Origin of the sequence: Gordonia sp. AC31 (assembly GCF_031844505.1) — a bacterium.
GTDB lineage: Bacteria > Actinomycetota > Actinomycetes > Mycobacteriales > Mycobacteriaceae > Gordonia > Gordonia hongkongensis.
This window is the reverse complement of record NZ_JAUZVK010000005.1, coordinates 128,192-144,566: the sequence shown is the minus strand read 5'-3', so window position 1 is coordinate 144,566 and position 16,375 is coordinate 128,192. Positions and strand designations below refer to the sequence as shown.

Here is a 16,375-nt window from a genome sequence, read left to right as displayed (position 1 = left end):
AACAGCAAAACACCTGGTCCCTGAGGTGCGAGGAGCGCAAGCGACGAGCCACGAAGGGCTGGTGAGATACGTTGCTACACCCTTCGTGGCTTGCTTCGCTCGCACCTCAGGCAGCAGGGGTTGGGTCCCTATCGCTCCTCGCACCTCAGGGAGCAAGGGGCTGGGACCTGCGGTTATGTGGTTCTTTCGGATCAGGAGGCAGGCGGCGCCGATCGCAGCGTGAGGATCGTGATCTCCGGCGGCGTGAGGACACGGACCGGCGGGCCCCAGGCGCCGGCGCCGCGGGTGGTGTAGATCGTGGTGTTCCCGATCTGGTCGAGCCCGGTGATCGTCGGCTGCTGGGCACGGACGAGGTAGCGGATGGGCCAGAGCTGGCCGCCGTGCGTGTGCCCGGACAGCTGGAGGTCGACACCCAGATCCGATGCCTCGACGGCCTGCTTGGGCTGGTGGGCGAGGAGCAGGGTGAAGTCTTCGGGAGACGTTCCCGCCAACGCCGCCGGGAGGTCGGGCTCGTACGGTTCGGGGGCGGTGGCGTCGTGGACGCCGGCGAGTGTGATGGTCGCGCCGTCGACCTCGATGGGCGCTCGTGCGTTGCGCAGCGTGCGCACGCCGAATTCCTCCCAGACGTCGAGCCACCGGCCACCGTCGTCGGCGTAGTACTCGTGGTTGCCGCTCACACCGAAGACCCCGAGAGGCGCATCCAGATCCGCGAGGGGTTCGAGGGTGTCGCGGACGTTCGGGATGGTGCCGTCGGTGAGGTCGCCGACGAGGACGACGAGATCCGGCTCCTGCTCGTTGACGTCGTCGACGACGCGCTGGGTGAACGACGCGTCACGGGCCGGGCCGACGTGCAGGTCGGAGATCACCGCGATGCGCGTTCCGTCGAACTGCGGCGGCAGGCTCGCGAACGTGGCGTCGACGTCGACGACCTGGGGGCGAGATGCTTCCCACACCCCGTAGCCGGTGACCCCGAGCGCGACCACCACGACCGCGGCCGTGGCGACCCGGAGCTTGCTGAGCCGACGGGCCGCGAACGAGGGGTTGTCCTGCACTCCGGATCGACGTCGCCGGATCCAGCGGACGATGTGTGCGGCGAACGACACGAGGCCCACCACCGCGAGGCCGAGGAACAGGTAGAAGACGGCGGCGAGCCAGATCAGCCCGATCGTGCCGATGGGCCGCGCCCACGACGGGTCGAGCACCCGTCCGGTGGCGAAGCCGATGAGGGCGAGCGCCCACAGGACGACCAGCGCCACGTCGGCGATGATCGACCAGGGGCGCGGCATCGCGGTCGCGCGGACGATGCGCCGATGCAGCCAGAACGTGATGAGTCCGAAGACGACGGCAGGAAACAACGCCACGGGATGGACTCCTGAGGGTGGTGACGGCAGGGCGACGGAGGGCCAGGTGCCCGGTCATGGGCGGATTGCCCCATTCTGCCATCGGTTCGCGTTGGTACCCTCGCCGCCATGGCCGAGGTCCTCATCACCCCGCTCGAGCTGGCCGAGATGCTGCTGGCGACTCCGCCGATCCTGCTGGACGTGCGCTGGCAGCTGGGCGACTTCGATGGTCGGCACGCCTATCGCGAGGGTCACATCCCCGGTGCGGTCTACGTCGACCTCGACTCCGAACTGGCGGCCCCGCCCTCCGGGCCGGTCGGCGGCAGGCATCCGCTGCCCGACGTCGCCGACCTCCAGGAGGCGGCCCGGCGATGGGGGATCGACGACGCCGTCCCGGTGGTGGTCTACGACGACTCCGGCAACCTCGCGGCCGCGCGCGCCTGGTGGCTGCTGCGGTGGGCGGGTGTCGCCGACGTGCGACTTCTCGACGGCGGCCTCGCGGCGTGGCGTGCCGAAGGCCTGCGCACGACGACGGGCGACGGCGGTCGGCCGCGAGCGGGCAACGTGACCCTGAGCCCCGGACACCTGCCGGTCGCGACCATGGACAGCGTCGCGGCCGGGCCGGCACACCTGCTCGACGCCCGGGCCGCCGAACGCTATCGCGGCGACGTCGAACCGGTCGATCCGCGCGCCGGCCACATCCCCGGGGCGATCAGTGTCCCGACGGCGGACAACGTCGACACCTCCGGCCGCTTCCGTCCGGCGGAGGAGCTACGACGCCGGTTCGCAGATGTCGGTATCGACGGCGGGGCCGGCTCCGATGTCGTCGTCTACTGCGGTTCCGGGATCAATGCCGCGCACCAGATCGCGGCGCTCGCCGTCACGGGGATCGACGCCACGCTGTTCCCCGGTTCGTTCTCGCAGTGGTCGTCGGACCCGGAACGGCCGGTCGCCGAGGGCGACCGGCCCTGAGGCGAGAGGAGCGCAAGCCGCACTCTCTGCTCCCTGAGGAGCGCCCGGAGCTTGCGGAGGGCGCGTCACGAAGGGTTTGCCACGCACCTCGCCAGGACCCTTCGAGGCTCGCAACTCAGGGAGCGGGCGGTGACGCGCGCACGGGTCAGGCCGCGAACACCGACAGTCGGGCGGGTTCTTCGACGACCGAGTAGTGCGTCGCGTCGCCCTGGAGAACCTGGCTCGCCTGACCGTGGACGTCGACGGGCACATCGCCGGCGAGGGTGATGCGGTGCAGTTCACGCTGCTGGTTGCCGAAGTCGGCGATGCCGTAGTGCTGCGTGGCGCGATTGTCCCAGATCGCCACGTCGCCCAGTTTCCAGTTCCACCGGAAGGTGTTCTCCAGCTTCGTGATACGCGCCTGGAGGAGCTGGTAGAGGTCGGCGAACTCGGAACTCAGGAGGCCGCGGAACTCCTTGGCGAAGTGTCCGAGCAGCAGGCTGCGTTCGCCGGTCTCGGGATGGACGCGGACGACGGGGTGCAGCGTCTGGTACTCGGAGCTGGTGAACTCCTTGTAGTGCTCGGCCTTGCGACTGACGTCGACACCGCCGGACGGCTCCTTCTGGCCGACGTAGTCGTACAGATTGGTGTGGGTGGCCCACAGCTCTTCGGTCAACGCGCGCAGCGGTTTCGGCAGCTGCTCGTAGGCGGCCACCGTCGACGCCTAGGTCGTCGCGCCGCCGTAGCTCGGCAGCGTCACCGCCCGGAGGATGGACGCCTTCGGGATGCGATCGACGAACGTAACATCGGAGTGCCAGCTGTTCGCGGCGCCTTCGATGGTCAGCAGCTGTTCGCCGCGTGAGGTCACCGTCGGATGAGGTGCGGTGGGATCGCCCAGGAGTTCGGCGAACGCGTACTGGCTGTCGTCGTCGAGCTGGTCCTGGCCCTCGAAGACGATCGTCTTGTTGATCGCCAGCGCCAGGCGGATCGCCTCCACCTGCTCCGGGGCGAGGTCGCCGCCGAGCCGCACCTGGCCGATGCGTGCCCCGATGTGCTCGCCGAGCTTGTCGACGGTGATCCCCGCGTCGCGGTAGATCTACTGAGCTGCCTGCTCGCGCTCGGTCCGGTCCTCGATGTGCGCCAGGGTCATCTCTCGTCCTCTTCTGAATATCGTTTGATGGCAATCGAATTCATCAGACCACCGCGACGGTGGTGCGATCGAGGGAAACGCTCACGGTGATCGGAACGCTTCAGTCCGCCGAGGCCTCCGCCGCGTCGTCGATCTCGCGACGGACATCGGCCGGAACGCGCACCGTCCTCACCGCCCGAGGACCGGTACACCAGGGACCTCGTCGATGCCGTGCCGTTCCCGGACCCGGTTGTGCACCGGGCGCGTCGGGAACGGATTCGATGAGTTTGTCTCAAGCGTCCACCCCGGGCCGGGTGTAGATGGTGTGATCGGGTGACCGACGATCCCGGGAGTCGCCATGAGTATTGCCCTGACCGATGACCACGTCGAACTCGCCTCGGTGGTGCGCGAATTCGCCGTCGACCGAAAGGTGCGGGCGCAGGCGCGCGACCGACTCGACGCGCCCGAGGAGGCCAGACCCACGTTCTGGGCGGAGATCGCCGAACTCGGTTGGCTGGGTCTGCACGTCGCCGAGGAGTACGGCGGTTCCGGTTTCGGGATCGCCGAGTTGGTCGTCGTGACAGAGGAATTGGGCCGCGCGGTGGCGCCGGGTCCGTTCCTGCCCACCGTGATCGCCTCGGCGATCCTGACTCATGCCGACGACGAGACGCCTGCCCGCTGGCTGCGGCCGCTCGTCGACGGCACGGTCACCGCGGGTGTCGCGGTGGTGCCGGGACTGACCGAGGCCGGTGGGACGGTCTCCGGTCAGGTCGACGCGGTACTCGGCGCACCGCTCGCGGATCTGCTGGTACTCATCGGCGACGACGATGTGCTGGTGGTGGAGTCGTCGGACTCCGGTGTCGAGGTGGGCGCGCACGCCGATCTGGACCCGACCCGATTGTCGGCGAGGGTGTCGCTGTCGAGTGCTGCCGCCGTCCGTCTGCCGAGACTGGCGGCCACCGCGCTGGCGCTCACCCGGACGCTGGTCGCGGCCGAAGCCGTCGGCGGGGCGCGGGACGCGCTGGACGCCGCGGTGGCCTACGCGAAGGTCCGCGAACAGTTCGGCCGGACCATCGGTGCGTTCCAGGCCGTCAAGCACCACTGCGCGAACATGCTCGTCGGCGCGGAGGCCGCCACCGCGGTGGTGTGGGACGCGGCGCGAGCGGCCGACGAGAACGCCGACGCGCTCGGGCTGGTCGCGGCATCGGCGGCCGCGCTGGCACTGCCCACGTACACGACGAACGCCGAGCTGAACATCCAGGTGCACGGTGGGATCGGCTTCACCTGGGAACACGACGCGCACCTGCATCTGCGCCGCGCCACCGTGCTGCAGGCGCTGTTCGGCGGACAACAGCCGGCTCGTGACGTGTACGAGTTCTCCGCAGGCGGCGTCACCCGTGCCAACAGCCTCGACCTCCCACCCGAGGCCGAGGAACTGCGCGCGCGCGTTCGAGCCGACATCGCCGAGATCGCCGGCGTCGACGAGTCCGCGCTGCGCGAGAAGCTCATCGACACCGGTTACGTCATGCCGCATTGGCCCAGGCCGTGGGGACGCGCCGCGGATTCCGTCGAACAACTCGTCATCGAGGAGGAGATGGCGACCGCGGGTGTGAAGCGGCCCGAGTACAGCATCACCGGGTGGGTCATCCTCACCCTCATCCAGCAGGGCACGCAGGACCAGATCGACCGGTTCGTCCGGCCGGCGCTGCTCGGGGACGAGGTGTGGTGTCAGCTGTTCTCCGAGCCCGGCGCCGGGTCGGACGCGGCGGCGGTCAGCACGAGGGCCACGCGCGTCGACGGCGGCTGGCGCATCAACGGCCAGAAGGTCTGGACCAGCGGCGCCCACCTGTGCCGGCGAGGGCTGGCAACGGTGCGGACCGACCCGGAAGCCCCCAAACACAAGGGCATCACCGCCGTGTTGATCGACATGTCGGCGCCCGGTGTCGAGGTACGTCCGCTGCGGCAGATCACCGGCGGGTCCGAGTTCAACGAGGTGTTCTTCACCGACGTCTTCGTTCCTGACGAAGACGTGGTGGGCACACCGAACGACGGCTGGGCCGTGGCCCGCGCGACCCTCGGCAACGAGCGGGTCAGCATCGGCGGCGGTGCGCCGGGTAGCGAGGGTGCGGTCCAGCAGATGGTGGCACTCGTCCAGGGCTACGGGGACCGGGTCGAGGGGGCGGCGACGAAGGTCGGTGAGTTCCTCGCCGTCGAAGATGCGCTGCGACTCCTCAATCTGCGTCGCGCCGCCCGATCGGTCGTCGGCGCCGCTCCCGGACCCGAGGGAAATGTGACGAAACTGCTTCTCGCCGAGCATCTCAGCGACCGCGCGCATCTGGCCGCGGAATTGCTCGGACCCGACGTCGCGTTCTCGTCCGGTCCCGGCAAGCTGGCCGGCCTGCTGATCCTCGGGGCCCGCGGGATGTCGATCGCCGGCGGGACGTCGGAGATCACCCGCAACCAGATCGCCGAACGCATCCTCGGCTTGCCGCGCGACCCGCTCATCCGCTGAGCGCCCAGAGCTTGCGGAGGCCACCCCTCTGCTCCCTGCGCAGGGCCCACCTTCTGCTCCCGGCGGAGGGTCACCCCTCTGCTCCCTGAGGAGCGCCCGGAGCTTGCGGAGGGCGCGTCACGAAGGGTCTCGCAACCCGCCTCACCAGGACCCTTCGTGACGCTCGCAAGCTCGCTCCTCAGGGAGCAGGGGGTGACGCTCGCAAGCTCGCTCCTCAGGGAGCAGGGGGTGACGCTCGCAAGCTCGCTCCTCAGGGAGCAGGGGGTGACGCTCGCAAGCTCGTTCCTCGGGGGCGGTCACCGTCGCCCGGGCGGCCGGTCACCGGCCGGGCGCAACGCCCACGACGGCACCCAGTGCGTGACCTTCTCCTGTCGGTCCTTCGAGGTGATCGTGTAGGTGACCTTGCCGTACCAGGCACCCCATTCGTCGCGCCCCCACTCGGTGAGGACGCCGAGGTGCACCGACCGGATCTGCAAACCGTCGGGGTGGTACTCGCCGCTGAAATGCGGCGCATTGGGGTAGAGCGCGCCCAGGTCGATGAGCACCGCCTTGTGGCCGACCCGCACGAAGGCGGGCCGGTGTGGTTGGCCGTTGTCCCCGCCAATCCACTTCATGCCCACCCGGACAGTTTCGCACGTGTGTTCGAGCGGTGTCACCCTCGGTCGGGTCGGCCGGGCCGCCCGGCGGGAACTAGGGTGTCCCGATCGCGAAATCGGGATCGGGGTCGTCCAGGTAGCCGGCGAGTTCGCCGAACGCACTCGGATCACCGTCGACGCCGACGTCGCCCGCTTCGACGGCCGTGCCGAGATCCACGAGCTCGAGGAGCAGCGTCAGCAGGGTCTGCTTCGTCAGGGTGAACGTGGCTGCGACGGGGTCGCCAGCGCTTGCCTGATCCACGTCGAAATGAACCAGGAGGCCGTTGCGCAGCTCCGATCGGTGGCGTCGGTCGACATCGGTGATGTGCCAGTCGAGGACGATGTGGGCGTCCCAGGCCGCTGGCCCGTCGACTCGTAGGGCGACGGCGTCGAAGAGCTGATCGACCGACAGGGCGGCGACGATGTCCGTGGCCGCCGTCGTGGTCGGCGTCCCGACGGGTCCGTGGCGCAACTCGTACGCCCCCATGAGGTAGAAGTTGCGCCACGTGCCGTTCTCCGAGCCATAGCCGAGCTGTTCGAGCGTGTCCGCTTGGAGACTCCGCGCCTCCTCGTGCGCCGGGTCGGCGAAGACGACGTAGTTCAGGACCTGTGCGACCCAGCGGAAGTCGCCCGCCTCGAACGACCGGCGGGCCTTCCGTACCACCTCGTCCGCGCCGCCCATGAACTCGACGTGCCGCGTCGCGGATTCCACCGGCGGGTGTTCCCAGAGGTGCGCCGGATTCCCGTCGAACCATCCCATGTAACGCTGGTAGATGGCCTTGACGTTGTGGCTCACCGAGCCGTAGTAGCCATGTGTGTGCCAGGCGTTCTCGAGTGCCGGGGGCAATCGGATGTCCTCGGCGATCTCGAGACCGGTCCGGCCCTTGTTGAGCTGCCGAAGGGTCTGATCGTGGAGGTATCCGTAGAGGTCGCGCTGGAGGGACAGGAACTCCGTGAGCTCCGCGGTGCCCCATGTCGGCCAGTGATGCGACGCGAAGAGCACGTCGGAGCGCGCCGCGAAATCGTTGATCGCCTCGGTCAGGTAGCGCGACCACACGTGCGGATCACGGACCAGGGCACCCCGCAACGTGAGCAGATTGTGCAGGGTGTGGGTGGCGTTCTCGGCCATACAGAGCGCGCGCATCTGCGGAAAGTAGAAGTTCATCTCGGCCGGTGCCTCGGTGCCGGGCGTCAGCTGGAATTCGATGGTGACCCCGTCGATGGTCTCGACCTGTCCGGTGGTGGTGATGTCGAGGGTCGGGGCGATCAGGGTCGCCGTGCCGGTGGACGTGGACTGGCCGAGGCCCGCGCCGATCGCACCGCGCGGGCCCCTCGGCAGCGCGGCCCCGTACATGTACGCCGCGCGCCTGCCCATCGCCGTTCCCGCGTAGACGTTCTCGGCGACCGCGTGCTCGACCATGCCTGCGGGCGCGATGATCTGGCACTCGCCGGCGTCGACGGCCTCCTGGGTGGTGACTCCTTTGACGCCGCCGAAATGATCGATGTGCGAGTGCGTGTAGATGACGGCGGTGACCGGACGATCGCCACGATGCTCCCGATAGAGGCGGAGGCCGGCGGCCGCGGTTTCCTGTGAGATCAGTGGGTCGATGACGATGACGCCGGTGTCGCCCTCGACGACGGTCATGTTCGACAGGTCCAGGCCGCGGATCTGGTAGATCCGATCGGTCACCTCGAAGAGGCCTTGTCGGGCAACGAGACCCGACTGCCGCCACAAGCTGGGGTGGGCGGTGGCAGGCGCCTCGTCGGCGAGGAAGGAGAATTCATCGCAATCCCACACCGACTTCCCGTCCTGGCCGGCGATGGCGGGGGGATCGAGTTCGGCGACGAGTCCGCGCGTGGCGGCGTCCAGGTCGCGGGTGTCCTGGAACGGGAGGTGATCGTGGGCGGACGAATTCGCCTGTGCCACAGCAGGGGATGCGTCTCGAGAGAGAGCCATGTGCTTGACCTCGTCGATTCTCGGTTGAGTGCGTACGGTGACGTTCTCGGTGAGCGATGCGTACGTACCACTCTGTCAGAAGCGCGGATGCCTCGCCGGGGTTCGGCACGCTCAGTTGACACCCGACCGCTCGCCGACCGTGTGGACGACGACGACCTCGGGGTCCCAGGGGACCAACTCGTCGACCGTCGTCTGGAGCTCGTCGATCGGCGGCAGGTCCTGCGGGGCCAGCACACCGACGGTGACCGTGCTGCCGGTCCAGCTGACGCCGGTCACCTCGGACGAGTCGTTCCCGCCCGATCCGAGCCACGACTCCGCCGCGGTCGCGATCTGCCGGGACCACAGTGACGAGAGCGAGTTCGCGACCATCGGGACGGTGACGACGACGAGAGCTACGGCCAGTGCCGCGTAGGCCCGGCGTCGAGGGGCCCTCGGATGTTCCGCACCGGCGAGATCGGCGGCCTCTCGGCCATAGCCTGCGATCGTCAACACGACGAGGCTCGTGATGATCATCGCGACCACGTTCGACGCGAACAGCACGAAGGCGCCCAGTGCGAGCGACGGGGCTCCCGACCCGAGGCAGACGCCGACGACCCCGAGTGGCGGCACCAGGGAGATGGCGATGGCCACGCCGGGCAGCACATCACCGACGTCGCGACGGGTGATGGCGATCGCGCCGACGAGGCCGGTGGCGAGGGCGGCCAGGAGGTCGACGAGCGTCGGTGACGTCCGGCCCAGCACCTGTGAGTTGGAGAGCACGTTCGTCGGGTTGGGTAGCAACTGGGCGAACACGACGCCCAGGATCGTCACCAGGATGACCCCGGCGAGCACGTAACCGACACTCGCGAGCACGAGTCGACCACGGCCGGTGGCGATCCCGAGTCCGATGCCGAGGATCGGTGTCGACAGCGGCGCGACGATCATCGCCCCGATGACGGTCGCCGTGCTGTCGGCGACGACTCCCGAGACCGCGATGATGCCGGACAGCGTGAGCATCAACCAGAAGGCGCTGCGTTTGGCGGTGCGGTCCCCGACGGAGAAGTCGAGGCGTTCGACGATCTCGTCCAGGCTGCGACGCTGTGAACCGGGGATGAGGGAGAGCACGATCGGAGCCCCTTCGTCTCGAGGTCCTCTGAAAGTACCCGTTCGCGGTCCGCTGTCCAGCAGAGTCGGCGCAACCGTGTGACCATGGATGAACGCCGGGGAAAGCACAGGGGGCGAACATGGATCGGTTCACCGGATGTCTGCTCGCCGGTGCTGCCGGCGACGCGCTGGGCGGGGCAGTCGAGTTCTCGACTCGGGACGCGATCCTGGAGAGGTTCGGACCCGCGGGCATCACCTCCTACTCCGAGGCGTACGGCGGCCTCGGCACCATCACCGACGACACCCAGATGACGCTGTTCACTGCGGAGGGTCTGCTGCGCGCCTGGGCCCGCGACTGCGCGGGAGGCATCTCCTGCTACGCGGCCACGACGGCCCGCGCATACCTGCGGTGGTTCATCACGCAGGGCGGCCATCCGCGGCACGGCGTGCTGGCGACGACCGAACGGTCCAGCTGGCTGGCAGGGCACCAGCAGTTGCACAGCCGACGGGCACCCGGCACCACCTGTCTCGAGGCGCTCCGGGTGACCACTCGTCCGGGCGTCCCGGCCGACAACGACAGCAAGGGCTGCGGAGGTGTCATGCGGGTGGCGCCGGTCGGTTTGTTCGCGGCCCGCGTGGACTGGTCTGCCGCAGGCACTTTCGACCTCGCGACCACACTCGCGGCGCTCACCCACGGCCATCCCTCCGGTTCGCTTCCCGCCGGCGTTCTCGCGGTCGCGGTTCGCGAGCTGATCGTCGGGGCCGGCCTGCCGGAGGCGCTGGCGACGGCGAAAGGCATCCTCCGGAATCGTTCCGGTCACGAGGAGACCCTCACCGCCCTCGATGCCGCGGAAAGCCTTGCCGGTTCGGGCCTGTCCCACGAGGCGGCGATCACGCGCCTCGGCGAGGGCTGGGTCGGAGAGGAGGCGCTCGCGATCGCCGTCTACTCCGCGCTGGTGGCCGACGACCTCGAGGACGCGGTGATCATCGCGGTCAATCACGACGGCGACTCGGACTCCACCGGCGCGATCGTAGGCAACCTGCTGGGTGCGCGCGACGGGGTCGAGGCCATCCCACCGCGCTGGCTGGAGCCCCTCGAACTGCGCGACGTCATCGTCGAGATGGCGGGCGATCTACACGAGTTCGTGGATTGGGACATCACCGAGACCGATGAGCCGGCCGGGTCGGGCAGTTGGGTCGAGAGGTACTGGGGACCCCGCCCGGGGGCGACTCCGGACCTTCGCCCGGTGGGCTGAGTCTCCGGCGCGACCGGCGCCATCGTCGTCACCCGCCAGAACGTGGCAGGTCAGCGCCTCGGCGTCGTGGCGACGAGGTGCGCAATACGACGGCCACGACGGGGTTGCCCGATGGTCACAGACGTCGGTTTGAGTTCTCCCCATGGCAGTCGCTCTGAGATCCGACCGTGGAATCCGTGTGCTCACAGGCGCTTCCGGGGTGGGGTTCATTCTCGCCATCTGCGGCTCGAATGCGATGACGCCACTGCTTCCGGGATACATGGACACCCATGAGTTCGGGCCCGCCGCGGCGTCGGTGCTGTTCGCCACCTACTTCATCGCCCTGATCATCATCCTGTTGATCTCGGCTCGCGGCCCGCTCATCCGGCACAGCCGCACGGTGTTACCGCTCGCTCTCCTCGCGGCGATCGTCGGCGACCTCCTGCAGATCGTCGGCGCATCGGTCGACGTGCTGCTGTTCCCGGGACGGTTCCTCACCGGGGCGTCGGTGGGCCTGAGCACGGGCGCCGCCGCGGCGATCATGGTGGCCGCCCGCGGCGAACGGGGTCGTGCGTTCATCGCCTCCGGTTCGCTCATCGGCGCCGGAAGCGGGCTGGTTGCGGCCATCGCGATAGCCGTGTTCCTGCCCTGGCAGCTGGTCACGGTGTACGCGATCCACGCCGCGGCGACCGCCGTATGCCTGATTGTCTTGCTCGTCGGTCTGCGTCTGGCCCCCGGTCTGCTTGCGTATGGCAATAATTCGTCGATGGACGACGGCTTCACGCCGCAGTCGACGCACGCTCACACCGGCGACCTCGACGTCCACACCGGCGACTTCGACGTCGCGGGCACCCGTCGTCGAGATCCCGGTGCCTATCTGGTCGGCGCGCTGGCGTGGGCGATCGGTGCGCTCGCGGTGGGCGCGATGCCCGCCGCGATCCTCGCCACCGGAGCGAGCGACTCGCTCCTCGTGGCCCAATGTGTCGGTGGCGCATGTCTGTTGGTCTCGATGGTCGCGAGTCTCGCCGGCGTGGGGGTGCGGCTCGTGACGACGCTACCGGCGGTCGGGGTGCTCCTGGTCGTCGGATGGTCGACGGCGGTGGTGGGTCTCGTCCTCGGCCGGCTCGACGTGATCGTCCTGGGTACGGTCGTCGGCGGGATCGGTCAGGCCGGGGGGTGCCGAGTGGCGCTCGCCGCTGTCACCCGCGGTCTCGGCGCCGTCGAGCAGGGCCGTGTGGCGTCGCGGTTCTCCGCCTTCGCCTACAGCGGTGCGGGTGTGATGGTGGTGCTCGACGGTGTCGCCGGCCAGGCAGTCGGGACCCTCGGTGGCGCCATCGTGACCGGCGTCGTCTACGCCGCCTTCGCGGCGGTCGCCATCGGTCTGGTCGTTCGACGAGCTTCTCCGCGCCCCGATCCGAAAGTCCGCAGTACCGCAGGGGTGATGGCGGCTTCTCAGGGAGCAGGTATTGACGCTCGCAAGCTCGCTCCTCGGGGAACGGGTCATGAGTGACTCGGGCGCACCGGCTCTGACTGAACAAGTGGAACTGATGGGGCTTCTGTTCACCACAGTTCACCACGGTTCACTGCTGGTACGAGAGTGACAGCGACTGCTGTGCAACAGGATTCGATGTCACCGCGGTTGTGGATGAATCTCGTCGTCGAACGTGATTGCGAGTAGCTTGGTGTCATGCCCTCGATCACCGAACTCCGCGACACCCTCACCGTCCTGCAACCACCGCCCGACGACGGCAGTGGTCGTGCCCTGCACGAGCGGCTCGACGAGCTACGGATGTTGCACAACGTGCTCGACCACCAGATCGCGTTTCACACAGCACTTTTCGACGTCACGGGTGCCGCAGCGCGGGCGGGATCGACCACACGGAACGCACTGATCGAGATGGGCATGCCGCCCGCGGCCGCGCACCGCTATGTGCGGATAGCTCGCGGGCTGGAGTCGGTGCCGAAGGTCGCCGACTGTGCTGCCGAGGGTTATCTGTCTGCTGAGTGTGTCGACGCGGTGATCCGTGGGATTACGTTGGTGCGCAAGCGTTCCGCGTCAGCGTTGTCCGACGACGACCGGTCAACGTTCGAGAGCGAGTTGCTCGCGCAGGCGTTCTCCGGTGCCACCCCTACCGAGATCGACGACCATGCCCGTGGGATCGCCATGCAGGTCGCCGCCACCGACCCCAGCATTGTGGCGGCGGCCGATGACGCGTCGCTGAACACCGTGCACACCAGGATCACCGACGACGGCCGTGTCGCGATTACGGGAGATGTGACCGCGGTGATCGGGGAGAAGTTCGTGTCCATGATCGACGAACGGTCCTGTCCGCGTCCCGAACCCGACGGCGCTGCCGATCGTCGAGGTGCGGCCGAGCGACGCGCCGATGCGCTGGAGTTGTTGTTGGATCAAGCCGCGATCGGCGCGGCGATGACCACCGCCGGCGCACCCCGCACCCAACTGATGGTGACCATCCCCGCCGACGGCGCTGATCCGGCACGGCTGCCGTGGATGGGGGCGGTGTCGGCATCGTCGGCGCGCCGGCTGTCGTGTGATGGTGGGGTGGCCGAGATCGTCCTCGACGCCGAGGGGGTGCCGTTGCGGATGGGCACCACGAAGCGACTGTTCCCGCATCACCTGCGGCAGGCGATCATCGTCCGTGATCGGTGTTGTGTGAAATGCGGTGCGCCAGCATCGCATACGCAAGTTCACCATCTGGTCCATTGGGTCGATGGTGGTCCCACAGATCTGGACAACGGGTGCCTGCTTTGTCAACGCTGTCACACCCAGGTTCATCATCACGGCTGGCAGGTGGTGATGGGGCCCGACCGGCACCCGTGGTTGATCCCACCCGCCGATATCGACCCGAAACGCCTACCCCGACCCGCCTACAACCGGCGCACCATGCGACTCGACGACGCCCTCGTCTAGTCAGTCCACGCGAACACTCCACAGACCCTCCGGCGTCGACCCCGGCGCCACACGATCCTTGACAACTCCACAGTGTGAAACCTCCTTCTGTTCAACGGGATTCTGTAACGAGCAATGGCGTATACCCGACGCTCCATTGGGAGCAGTGGGCCCGCGCCTCCGCAAGCTCAGGCCGCTCCTCAGGAGCGGGGAGACGTCCCGCCGCAAGCTTCGGGCGCTAGGCGGAGGGGGTGTCTCGCTCGCAACCTCAAGAGAGGTTGCGACGCAAACGGGACACTGGTGCCTACGTTGGATCACATGACACCCACACGCATCTCCGGTCCGATCACCTGGCTTGCCGTGTTCCTGGCGGTCGCGCAGGTGGTCGCGCCCGTGGTCCCGTTCTCCGGTTTCGGCGCCTCGCCCAACGAGTCGACCACAGATCTGTTGATCACCCCGGCGGGCTACACGTTCTCGATCTGGAGTCTCATCTACCTGCTGTCGCTTGTATTCGCCATTGCCGTGGTGTGGAAAGGTGCCACCGGGACCGACGACCCGCGGCGTCTGCTCATCGACCTCGAAGTCGCGTTCGCCGGCGCTGCGCTGTGGATTCTGGTGTCGGCCGCGGAGTGGACGTGGGTGACTCCGATCGTGCTGACGGTCATGACGGTGGTCCTGCTCGACGCCGCCCGCATCGCCGCGAGACCGGCCGACGACGCGGCGCCGCGGTGGCTCATCGTCCTGACGCGCATCCTCGTCGGTGTCTACGCGGCCTGGGCCACCGCGGCGGTCTTCCAGAACTGGGCCGCCGCGATCGGTGCCGACGTCGCCGACCCGCAGTCCCTGGGATGGCAGCTGACCATCCTGCTCGCATGCGCCCTGCTCGGCCTCGCCGTGACCGCAGCCGTCGGGTCGGTGCTCGTCGCGTACCCGCTCACGCTGATCTGGGCGCTCGTCGGGATCATCGTGGCCGCCAAGGGCGAGACGACGGCGGTCGTCGGCGTCGCAATCGGGACGATTGTCGCGCTGGTCGTGACCACCGCGGCATCGACGATACTGCGGCATCGGGCGGGTGTGCCCGCTCCTGCTGCGGCACGATAGGCGGGACCGATACTCGAGAGGCGGACCATGACCACCACTGTTGTCGCCGGGAACCCGAAGCCCGGTTCGCGCACGCTCGACGCCGCCCGGCAGTTGGCGCGGGCACTGACCGGGACCGATCCCGACCACGTCGTCGACGTGATCGAACTCGGGCCGGGTCTGCTCGGATGGGGTGACGCCGCGGTCCAGGCCGCGGTCGACGTAGTCGCCTCGTCGGATCTCGTTGTGGTGGCGAGCCCGACTTTCAAGGCGACCTATACCGGCATCCTCAAACTGTTCCTCGACCAGTTCGCCACGGCCGAGGGTCTGCGCGATGTCGTCGCCGTCCCGCTGATGCTCGGGGCGGGCCCCGCGCACGCGATGGCACCCGATCTGCTGCTCAAACCGGTCCTGGTGGAGCTCGGAGCGGTGTGCCCGGCACCCGGTCTGTACCTGATCGACTCGACCTACACCACCGATTCACGGATCGCCGACTACACCGACCGCTGGTCGTCGACGCTCCTCGGGTCCTGAGACCGCCCACCGTGGCGATGTCGCGCCGGCACAGTGCGCCTCAGGACGCGCGGCCCAGCTTCACCTGTGCTCGCCATAGGGCCGCTGGGACCTTCGATGCCGCGAACAGGGTGCGGAACTGCCAACTGTCGTCGCGTGGCAGGATTCGCGAACGCTGGAGCGCATCGAGCGAGTCGTAGAGCGTCTCTCCCTCTTGGAGAAGGCCGTCCTTGTTGAAGTGATAGCGATCCACGGCGGGGCACTGGAGGAACCGGCCGTTGCCGTGGACGACCGCCGCCGTGTCGTCGTAGGGGTAAAGGCGTAGCGATCCGTCGAAATGTCCACTCCCCATGTACCGGATCATGGTGCGGACGGTTCCCTCCGGTGTGACGTCGACGTACACCTGGTCGGGAATCGGGTCATAGCGCCAGTCGGGGATCGCATCGAAGAATGCGAAGTTGTACGTGACGAAGTCGTCGATGCCGACGATCGTCCGGCCGAACGTCGTCACATCGGTGTATGTCATGTCGGTCGCGTACAGTTCGTCGTTCAGACTCATGTCGCGGACGAGGAAACTCCACCAGTATTTCTTGGCCCACGTCATCAGCCACGAGAAGTCGCGATCGAAGGCCCTGCTGTACAGATCAAGTTTTGCTTCCCACATCGTGAACCACTCGCGAGTCGTGGCCTGGAGTTCCTCTTCCGAGAAAACACGAACCCGTTCGCCACGGTTCGAATCGAGGTACTCGGGTGCGGGTCGTGCGAGGCGGGGTTTCCGCAACGCCTCCTGGAACATCTCTTCGCTGAAAGTCATCTTCGGTCCTTTCGATTGTGCCGCGTTGGCGGCGATGATCGGCGTGTAGCGGCGCTGGTGGTGAGGTTGTCGAGCTCGTCGCCGTTGTGCGAGAGCCCAACTCGGCGTTCGGTGTCCTCGAGTCGAACGGTGGAGGGGTGGACTCGCAGGCCCGGTGAAGGCGGCGCGTCGAATCTCGAACCAACGTGAATCATATGATTCCTCTTGCGTTGAGT

At 68.2% G+C, this 16,375-nt stretch carries 12 protein-coding genes and 1 pseudogene; 7 read left to right on the top strand and 6 right to left on the bottom strand.

The window, feature by feature from the left end:
• Nucleotides 1–191: 191 nt before the first annotated feature.
• Nucleotides 192–1,361 (bottom strand): metallophosphoesterase, encoded by a 1,170-nt coding sequence (locus Q9R39_RS08195; protein ID WP_058249762.1) that lies wholly within the window; start codon nucleotides 1,359–1,361, stop codon nucleotides 192–194.
• A 108-nt stretch (nucleotides 1,362–1,469) separates the two neighbouring features.
• Between Q9R39_RS08195 and Q9R39_RS08190 the strand changes: the two genes are divergently transcribed.
• Nucleotides 1,470–2,312 carry a sulfurtransferase gene (locus Q9R39_RS08190; protein WP_058249763.1) on the top strand — a complete coding sequence of 281 codons (843 nt, stop codon included), beginning with the start codon at nucleotides 1,470–1,472 and terminating at the stop codon, nucleotides 2,310–2,312.
• Between the two features lie 145 nt (nucleotides 2,313–2,457).
• On the opposite strand, the pseudogene Q9R39_RS08185 reads toward Q9R39_RS08190, so the two are convergent.
• A pseudogene (locus Q9R39_RS08185) lies at nucleotides 2,458–3,387 on the bottom strand (TauD/TfdA dioxygenase family protein).
• Between the two features lie 391 nt (nucleotides 3,388–3,778).
• Between Q9R39_RS08185 and Q9R39_RS08180 the strand changes: the two are divergent.
• Entirely contained in the window at nucleotides 3,779–5,932 is a 2,154-nt protein-coding gene (locus Q9R39_RS08180) for an acyl-CoA dehydrogenase (protein ID WP_058249764.1), read from the top strand.
• A gap of 296 nt (nucleotides 5,933–6,228) precedes the next feature.
• Here Q9R39_RS08180 and Q9R39_RS08175 read toward each other — a convergent pair whose 3' ends face one another.
• From Q9R39_RS08175 to Q9R39_RS08165, 3 genes are all read right to left on the bottom strand, one after another.
• Nucleotides 6,229–6,546 (bottom strand): hypothetical protein, encoded by a 318-nt coding sequence (locus Q9R39_RS08175; protein ID WP_010842754.1) that lies wholly within the window; start codon nucleotides 6,544–6,546, stop codon nucleotides 6,229–6,231.
• Between the two features lie 76 nt (nucleotides 6,547–6,622).
• Complete coding sequence (locus Q9R39_RS08170) at nucleotides 6,623–8,524, bottom strand: alkyl/aryl-sulfatase (RefSeq protein ID WP_078112727.1); 1,902 nt, start codon at nucleotides 8,522–8,524, stop codon at nucleotides 6,623–6,625.
• Nucleotides 8,525–8,635: 111 nt separating this feature from the next.
• A complete protein-coding gene (locus Q9R39_RS08165) occupies nucleotides 8,636–9,628 on the bottom strand; it encodes a TIGR00341 family protein (protein WP_078112726.1) in 993 nt (330 codons plus the stop codon).
• Nucleotides 9,629–9,747: 119 nt separating this feature from the next.
• Between Q9R39_RS08165 and Q9R39_RS08160 the strand changes: the two genes are divergently transcribed.
• The 5 genes from Q9R39_RS08160 (at nucleotide 9,748) to Q9R39_RS08140 (ending at nucleotide 15,367) form a co-directional block, all read left to right on the top strand.
• Nucleotides 9,748–10,863 (top strand): ADP-ribosylglycohydrolase family protein, encoded by a 1,116-nt coding sequence (locus tag Q9R39_RS08160; protein ID WP_311277315.1) that lies wholly within the window; start codon nucleotides 9,748–9,750, stop codon nucleotides 10,861–10,863.
• 199 nt (nucleotides 10,864–11,062) lie between these two features.
• Nucleotides 11,063–12,352: an MFS transporter gene (locus Q9R39_RS08155; protein WP_311277314.1), complete on the top strand. Its 1,290-nt coding sequence runs from the start codon at nucleotides 11,063–11,065 to the stop codon at nucleotides 12,350–12,352.
• 177 nt (nucleotides 12,353–12,529) lie between these two features.
• Nucleotides 12,530–13,774 carry a DUF222 domain-containing protein gene (locus tag Q9R39_RS08150; protein WP_311277313.1) on the top strand — a complete coding sequence of 415 codons (1,245 nt, stop codon included), beginning with the start codon at nucleotides 12,530–12,532 and terminating at the stop codon, nucleotides 13,772–13,774.
• Between the two features lie 297 nt (nucleotides 13,775–14,071).
• Nucleotides 14,072–14,854, top strand: a complete 783-nt coding sequence (locus tag Q9R39_RS08145; protein WP_311277312.1) for an MFS transporter — start codon at nucleotides 14,072–14,074, stop codon at nucleotides 14,852–14,854.
• 27 nt (nucleotides 14,855–14,881) lie between these two features.
• Nucleotides 14,882–15,367 (top strand): NAD(P)H-dependent oxidoreductase, encoded by a 486-nt coding sequence (locus Q9R39_RS08140; protein ID WP_065631441.1) that lies wholly within the window; start codon nucleotides 14,882–14,884, stop codon nucleotides 15,365–15,367.
• A 40-nt stretch (nucleotides 15,368–15,407) separates the two neighbouring features.
• On the opposite strand, the gene Q9R39_RS08135 is transcribed toward Q9R39_RS08140, so the two are convergent.
• Nucleotides 15,408–16,160, bottom strand: coding sequence for a nuclear transport factor 2 family protein (locus tag Q9R39_RS08135; protein WP_311277311.1), 753 nt, complete (start codon nucleotides 16,158–16,160; stop codon nucleotides 15,408–15,410).
• Between the last annotated feature and the right edge of the window lie 215 nt (nucleotides 16,161–16,375).